The organism is Stenotrophomonas sp. STEN008, from assembly GCF_056760435.1.
This window is the reverse complement of sequence record NZ_JBRRET010000030.1, coordinates 41,409-47,829: the sequence shown is the minus strand read 5'-3', so window position 1 is coordinate 47,829 and position 6,421 is coordinate 41,409. Positions and strand designations below refer to the sequence as shown.

Genomic DNA, 6,421 nt, shown 5'->3' with positions numbered 1-6,421 from the left:
ATTTTTTTATTTTTTTTTTTTTTTTTTTTTTCTGGCGGGCCCTGTGGGGGGCGCGGGGGGGGGGGGGGGGGGGGGGGTGGGGGGGCTCCCCCCCCCCCCCCGGCGCGCCGCCCCCCCCCCCCGGGGGGGCGGGGGGCCCCCCCCGCCCCCCCCCCGGCGATATCCCGGTCAGTGCTGGGCCGACAGTTTCTCCAGCGCCGCACGCAGCTGCGCCGGCGGCAGGTAGCCGCCCAGCTGGGTGCCATCGGGCGCGAAGATCGCCGGCGTGCCGTTCACCCCCAGCTGCTGGCCGAGCGCGTACTGCATCGCCACCGGATTGGTGCAGTTCTTCGCCGGCACGGTTCCACCGCGCTTGGCATTGGTCAGCGCCTGGCGGCGATCGGCTGCGCACCAGACCGAAATCATGTCGGTGTAATCCTTGCTGCCCAGCCCCATGCGCGGGAAGGCCAGGTACTCGACGCTGATGCCGTTGCGGTTGAGTTCGGCGATGTCCTGGTGCAGCTTGCGGCAATAGCCGCACTCGATGTCGGTGAACACGCTGACCGTGTACTTGGCGTTGGGCGCGGCGAACACGATGCGGTCGCCGTGGTTGGCCTTGCCCAGCAGCGCGCGACGGTAACCGAGCAGGCCCTCGCTGTTGGCCGGCCCCTTGGCCCGGGTGTCATAAGGCTGCGACTGGAACAGGTAGCGGCCGTCGTCGGAGACATACAGCAGCTGACCGGAGACCACCACCTCGCGGAAACCGGGGAAGGGCGCGGCGCCGATGTAATCCACTTCGAAACCGGGGTTGAGCGCGGTCAGCGCGGCGCGCACTGCCTGCTCTGCCGGACCATGGGCAGCCGGGGTGGCCCGGGGGGAGGCGGCGGCAGACGCCTTGGCCGCAGGGGCCGGCGGAGCCGGCTGGGCGCAGGCCGTCAGGCTGAGCGCGCCGAACACGGCGGCGATGGCGAATCGGAGCATGGAGCATTCCGCAGCAGAAGAGGACCACCGATTCTGACACAGCCGCCCGGGGCGGCGCCGTGGCCCGCTGACGGAAGCCGGACGGGGTTCATCCAGGTCGCTCAACCACGGGGATGGTGGCGGGCGTGCAGCTTCTGCAGGTGTTCACGCGCCACCAGCGTGTAGATCTGGGTGGTCGACAGCGAGCTGTGGCCAAGCAGCATCTGCAGCGCGCGCAGGTCCGCGCCACGGTTGAGCAGATGGGTGGCGAAGCTGTGCCGCAGGCCATGCGGGCTGATGCGGGCCGGATCGATGCCGGCGACCTGCGCGTGGCGCTTGACCAGATGCCAGAACGCCTGCCGCGTGAGCGCGTGCAGCCGGGGCTCGATGAACAGCGGCGTCTGCCCATCGGCGAGTGCCTGCACCCTGCCCTTTCCCACCAGCTGCGGCCGCGAATGCTGCAGGTAACGCTCCAGCCAGTGCTGTGACTCCTCGCCCAGCGGCACCAGCCGCTCCTTGCTGCCCTTGCCGGTCACCCGCAGCACGCCCTGCCGCAGGTTCACCGCCGTTGCCGGCAGCAGTACCAGTTCGCTCACGCGCAGGCCCGCGGCGTACATGAGCTCCAGCATGGCCCGATCGCGCAGCCCCAGCGGACTGCCGACATCCGGCGCGGCCAGCAACGCATCGATCTGGCTTTCGGCCAGCGCCTTGGGCAGCAGGCGTGGCAGCTTCGGCGGATCCAGCAGAGCGCCGGGGTCCTCGCTGCGCTCGCCGCGACGCACGCCATCGGCGAAGAACGCACGCAGCGCCGACAGCAGGCGCGCATTGCTGCGTGGCGACCAGCCATGGCGCGTGCGCCAGGCCAGGTAGTCGAACAACCCGGCGCGTTCGACGCCGGCCAGGCCCCCTTCGCGGCCGTCCAGCCAGCGTGCCAACCCTTCCAGATCGCGACGGTAGCTGTCCAGGGTGGCCCTGGCCAGACCGTTCTCCGCCCAGATGGCATCAAGGAAGCGCTGGATGCGCATGCTGTCGTCGGCACGCAGTGCAGGCAGTTGCTGGACCAGCTGACGGCGCTCGGCGGGGGTGGAAATGACGGCCATGCGTGGAGGATACGAGGGTGACTGCGGACGCGGCCAGCTTTGCGTATGCTCGGCGCATGTCCAGCCCTGCCACCGACGTGTCTTCCACTGCCACGCCCGAGGCGCAGCGCCCCCGTGCGCTGCTGCCGTGGCGCGTGCTGGCGATGGTCTACGACGCGCTGCCCGTGCTCGCGCTGTGGATGCTGGCCGGCACGGCGTTCACCCTGGCCTACACCTTCAGTGGCCATGCACAGCGCGAGAACATCGCGCCCTTCAGTGCCTGGCAATGGCTGTTGTGGGCGGTGTGCTGGGTCGTAACCGGGGCCTATGCAACCGCCAGCTGGCGCCGGGGTGGGCAGACCCTTGGCATGCGGCCGTGGCGGCTGAAACTGGTGTCGGCCGACGGCACCGCGCTGCGGCGCGCGCAGCTGTGGCTGCGGTTCGCCGTGGCAACGCTGTCGCTGCTGCTGGGCGGGCTGGGCTTCTGGTGGGCCCTGCTGGATCGCCAACGCTTGGCGTGGCACGACCGTGCCAGTGGCACGCGTCTGGTGCGGATGCCCAAGCGCTGAAGTGTCCTGCTGGCGCCGGGCATGGCCCGGCGTTGCCGGAATCAGCCCGATTTCCGCCGGAACAGCAGGCCTGACACCACCAGCATCACGATCGGCGGCAGCGCGTAGGCGATGCGGTAATCAAACTTCAGTGCGCCGGCCATGCGCCCGAAGAACAGCTGCAGCAGCCAGAAGCCCAACGCGAACAGGATGCCGAGGAACAGGCGCTTGCCCATGCCACCACTGCGCAGCGAACCAAACGCGAACGGCACGGCGGCCAGGCACAGCGCCAGTACGTTCACCGGATAGAACCAGCGGCTCCAGTACACATCCTCGAAGTCACGCGCATCCAGGCCGTTGCGCTCGCGATAGGCGATGCTCGTGCTCAGTTCGGACACGCTCAGGTTGCGCGGCTTGGCGATACCGGTCGCCAGTGCCGCCGCGTCCAGCTTGGAATTCCAGGGCTCGCGCGCCACTTCCTCGCGCGTTGCCGAGCGCTCGCCGAAGGTATCGCGGCGCACGCCGGTCAATACCCAGCCGTCCTTGTCATGTTCGGCAGTGGCGGCGTGGGTCAGGGATGCGATCCGCCCGTCTTCGGCGATCCGGTACAGGCGGACGTCACGCAGGATCAATCGCGTTCCCGTGTTGCCGACCAGCTGTTCCTCACCGCTCTGCGCGTTGAGGAAGGTATCGCCCTCGCGTGCCCACATGCCGGAATAACGGGCCACGGCCATGTCCTGGCCCCATTTGGCACTCATCTTCAGCGAATCGGCACGGTTCTGCCCCCACGGGCCCAGCGTCTCGGCGCTGAACACCATCACTGCGGTCAGCAGCGACAGGGCAATCGCCACCGACACGCTCAGGCGTTTGCGGGACAGGCCCAGCGCACGCAGCGCGGTCAGTTCGGAGGTCGCCGCCAGCTGGCCCAGCCCCATCAGCGCGCCGATCACCGCCGCAGTCGGGAAGAAGGTGTAGGCGCGGCGTGGCACCGTATACAGCACCCACGCCGCGGCGTGTCCCAGGGTGTAGCCGTTCTTGCCAATGTCCTTGAACTCGCCGGAGAAGGCCATCACCACGTCCAGGCCGGTCAGCACCGCCCAGGTCAACAGCACGGTGCCGAACACCGCCCGCCCGAGGTAGAAATCGAACCGCATCGGTCGCAGCATCATGCGCGGGCCCCCTTGGGCAGGCTCATGCGTCCATCACGCGCATACATCCAGACCGCGAACGCCAGCAGTGGCAGGGTCAGCCACCACAGGCCCAGCATCGCCGGCAGCTTGCCACTGGCGATCCAGCCGGCGCCGATGAACGTCAGGTTGGTGCCGACCATGTAGGCCAGCAGGGCCAGCATCATGCGCCCGTAGCGCTGCTGGCGCGGCGAGCTGCGCCCTAGCGGCACGGTCAGCAGGGCGAACGCCAGGGCGATCAGCGGCGGGGCCAGCCGGCGATGCAGTTCGGCCTGGGCCTGGGTGCGGCCGTCGCCCAGCAGCTGCAGGGTCGACATCAGTTCCGGATCGTCATCCTTGCGGGTCTGCGCACCGTCAGGCAGGGCCACATCGTTGCGGGCGAAGGTGGCCAGCCGGTAATCCAGCGCACCGGCCAGCGGACCCTCGACCTGGTGGCCCTTGTCCAGTTCCAGGAAGCGCTGCCGCTCGCCCTCGAAGTACATGCGGCCGCTGGCGGCAGAGACCACTTCCAGCCGGTCGTCCTTGGCACGCTGCAGGAACACCTTGCCCAGTTGGGTGCCATCGGGCGAAATCGAGGACAGGTAGACCACGCCGCCGTTGGGCAGCGGGGTGAAGCGCCCGGGTTCCAGGCCGGCCATCAGTACGCTGCGGTTGGCGTCCTGGATCATCTGCTCGGCGGTGCGTGAGGCCCACGGCCCCAGCCACAGCGAACAGGCGCCCACCACCGCCACCACCGGCACCACCAGCATCAGCAGCGGCCGCAGCAGGCGCCTGGGGCCTACGCCGATGGCGGTGATCACCGCCATTTCCGAGTCGCGGTAGAGGCGGGCGATCGCCAGCAGCAGGCCCAGCATCAACGCCAGCGGCAGGATCAGCGGCATGTAGACGATGAACTGCAGCGCCAGCTGCGAGAACAGCAGCCTGGCCGGCAGGCGCCCGTCGGCGATGTTGCCGAGGATGTCCACCAGCACGCCGCCCACGCTGACCACCAGCAGGACGATCAGGGTGGCCAGGAAACTCTGGACGAAATCGCCCAGCAGGTAGCGGTCGAGCTTCAACATGGGGCGGTGGTTTAAACTCTGGGGTTCGTTCGCGGTGCCGCCCAGTCTAGCGTCTGGGCGTAAACGGTCCGCGATTGTACGGACTTGCCAATGGAATCTGCTCAATGGCTCTCGAATTCACCCTGAACCACCTCGCCCCGGCCGCCGCCCCCGTTGACTGCCTGGTGGTCGGCGCATACGCCGACCATACCCTGACTCCGGCCGCACAGGCGCTGGATGCCGCCAGCGGCGGCCGCCTGTCGGCCCTCGCCCAGCGCGGCGACCTGTCCGGCAAGACCGGTGCCACCAGCCTGCTGCACGACCTGCCGGGCGTGGCAGCGCCGCGCGTGCTGGTGGTCGGGCTGGGTGAAGCCGCCCGCTTCGGCGTGCCGCAGTACCTGAAGGCCGTAGGCGACGCCGTTCGCGCGCTGAAGGCAGGCGCCACCCGCAGCGCGCTGTTCACCCTGTCTGAAGTGGCTGTGAAGGAGCGCGATGCGGCTTGGGCGATCCGCCAGGCAGTGATCGCCGCCGATCACGCGGCGTACCGCTACACCGCCACGCTGGGCAAGAAGAAGGCCGATGATGCCGGGCTGGCCCAGCTGGCCATCGCCGGTGACGACGCGCAGGCCCTGGCCCAAGGCCAGGCCATCGCTGCCGGTGTCGAGTTCGCCCGCGAGCTGGGCAACCTGCCGCCGAACTACTGCACCCCGGCCTACCTGGCCGAAGTCGGCGTGAAGTTCGCCAGCGAGCATGACGGCGCCGAGGCCGAGATCCTCGACGAGACCCAGATGGAAGCCCTGGGCATGGGCTCGCTGCTGGCCGTGGCCCGTGGTTCGGCCAATCGCCCGCGCCTGGTCGTGCTGAAGTGGACCGGTGCCGGCGATGCCAAGCCCTATGTGCTGGTCGGCAAGGGCATCACCTTCGATACCGGTGGCGTCAATCTGAAGACCCAGGGCGGCATCGAGGAAATGAAGTACGACATGTGCGGCGGCGCCAACGTCATCGGCACCTTCGTCGCTGCGGTCAAGGCCAGGCTGCCGTTGAACCTGGTGGTGGTGGTGCCGGCCGTGGAGAACGCCATCGACGGCAACGCCTACCGCCCGTCCGACGTCATCACCTCGATGTCGGGCAAGACCATCGAAGTCGGCAACACCGACGCCGAAGGCCGCCTGATCCTGTGCGATGCGCTGACCTACGCGCAGCGCTTCGAGCCGGCCGCGCTGGTCGACGTCGCCACCCTGACCGGCGCCTGCATGGTCGCCCTCGGCCACCAGACCGCGGGCCTGATGAGCAAGCACGACGACCTGGCCAACGAGCTGCTGGCCGCCGGCGAGCACGTGTTCGACCGCGCCTGGCGCCTGCCGCTGTGGGATGAGTACCAGCCGATGCTGGATTCGACCTTCGCCGACGTCTACAACATCGGCGGCCGCTGGGCCGGCGCCATCACCGCCGGCTGCTTCCTGTCGCGCTTCGCCGAAGGCCAGCGCTGGGCTCACCTGGACATCGCCGGCGTCGCCAGCGACGAGGGCAAGCGTGGCATGGCCACCGGCCGCCCGGTCGGCCTGCTGAGCCAGTGGCTGCTGGACCAGGCCGCCCGCGCCTGATGCTGTACCAGACCCTGGCCGGGC

Annotated in this window: 6 protein-coding genes; 2 read left to right on the top strand and 4 right to left on the bottom strand. The window is 69.1% G+C overall.

The window, feature by feature from the left end; all coding sequences use genetic code 11:
* Positions 1–168: 168 nt before the first annotated feature.
* Both ACVOME_RS13975 and xerD read right to left on the bottom strand, forming a co-directional pair.
* Positions 169–960: a DsbC family protein gene (locus ACVOME_RS13975; RefSeq protein WP_481505195.1), complete on the bottom strand. Its 792-nt coding sequence runs from the start codon at positions 958–960 to the stop codon at positions 169–171.
* 101 nt (positions 961–1,061) lie between these two features.
* A complete protein-coding gene (xerD, locus tag ACVOME_RS13970; RefSeq protein ID WP_053516940.1) occupies positions 1,062–2,039 on the bottom strand; it encodes a site-specific tyrosine recombinase XerD in 978 nt (325 codons plus the stop codon).
* Between the two features lie 56 nt (positions 2,040–2,095).
* Here xerD and ACVOME_RS13965 point away from each other — a divergent pair, with 56 nt between their 5' ends.
* Positions 2,096–2,587 (top strand): RDD family protein, encoded by a 492-nt coding sequence (locus ACVOME_RS13965; protein WP_065175339.1) that lies wholly within the window; start codon positions 2,096–2,098, stop codon positions 2,585–2,587.
* A 41-nt stretch (positions 2,588–2,628) separates the two neighbouring features.
* On the opposite strand, the gene lptG is transcribed toward ACVOME_RS13965, so the two are convergent.
* Entirely contained in the window at positions 2,629–3,735 is a 1,107-nt protein-coding gene (gene lptG / locus ACVOME_RS13960; protein WP_053516943.1) for an LPS export ABC transporter permease LptG, read from the bottom strand.
* Positions 3,732–4,814 carry an LPS export ABC transporter permease LptF gene (gene lptF, locus ACVOME_RS13955; RefSeq protein ID WP_053516945.1) on the bottom strand — a complete coding sequence of 361 codons (1,083 nt, stop codon included), beginning with the start codon at positions 4,812–4,814 and terminating at the stop codon, positions 3,732–3,734. The genes lptG and lptF overlap by 4 nt, the downstream gene beginning before the upstream one ends.
* 104 nt (positions 4,815–4,918) lie before the next feature.
* On the opposite strand from lptF, the gene ACVOME_RS13950 reads away from it, so the two are divergent.
* Complete coding sequence (locus tag ACVOME_RS13950; protein ID WP_053516946.1) at positions 4,919–6,397, top strand: leucyl aminopeptidase; 1,479 nt, start codon at positions 4,919–4,921, stop codon at positions 6,395–6,397.
* The last annotated feature ends 24 nt before the right edge of the window (positions 6,398–6,421 follow it).

Excerpts from the sequence above, each read along its gene's own strand:
- ACVOME_RS13975 (WP_481505195.1), bottom strand. The coding sequence starts at position 960 with ATGCTCCGATTCGCCATCGCCGCCGTGTTCGGCGCGCTCAGCCTGACG.
- xerD (WP_053516940.1), bottom strand. The coding sequence starts at position 2,039 with ATGGCCGTCATTTCCACCCCCGCCGAGCGCCGTCAGCTGGTCCAGCAA.
- ACVOME_RS13965 (WP_065175339.1), top strand. The coding sequence starts at position 2,096 with ATGTCCAGCCCTGCCACCGACGTGTCTTCCACTGCCACGCCCGAGGCG.
- lptG (WP_053516943.1), bottom strand. The coding sequence starts at position 3,735 with ATGATGCTGCGACCGATGCGGTTCGATTTCTACCTCGGGCGGGCGGTG.
- lptF (WP_053516945.1), bottom strand. The coding sequence starts at position 4,814 with ATGTTGAAGCTCGACCGCTACCTGCTGGGCGATTTCGTCCAGAGTTTC.
- ACVOME_RS13950 (WP_053516946.1), top strand. The coding sequence starts at position 4,919 with ATGGCTCTCGAATTCACCCTGAACCACCTCGCCCCGGCCGCCGCCCCC.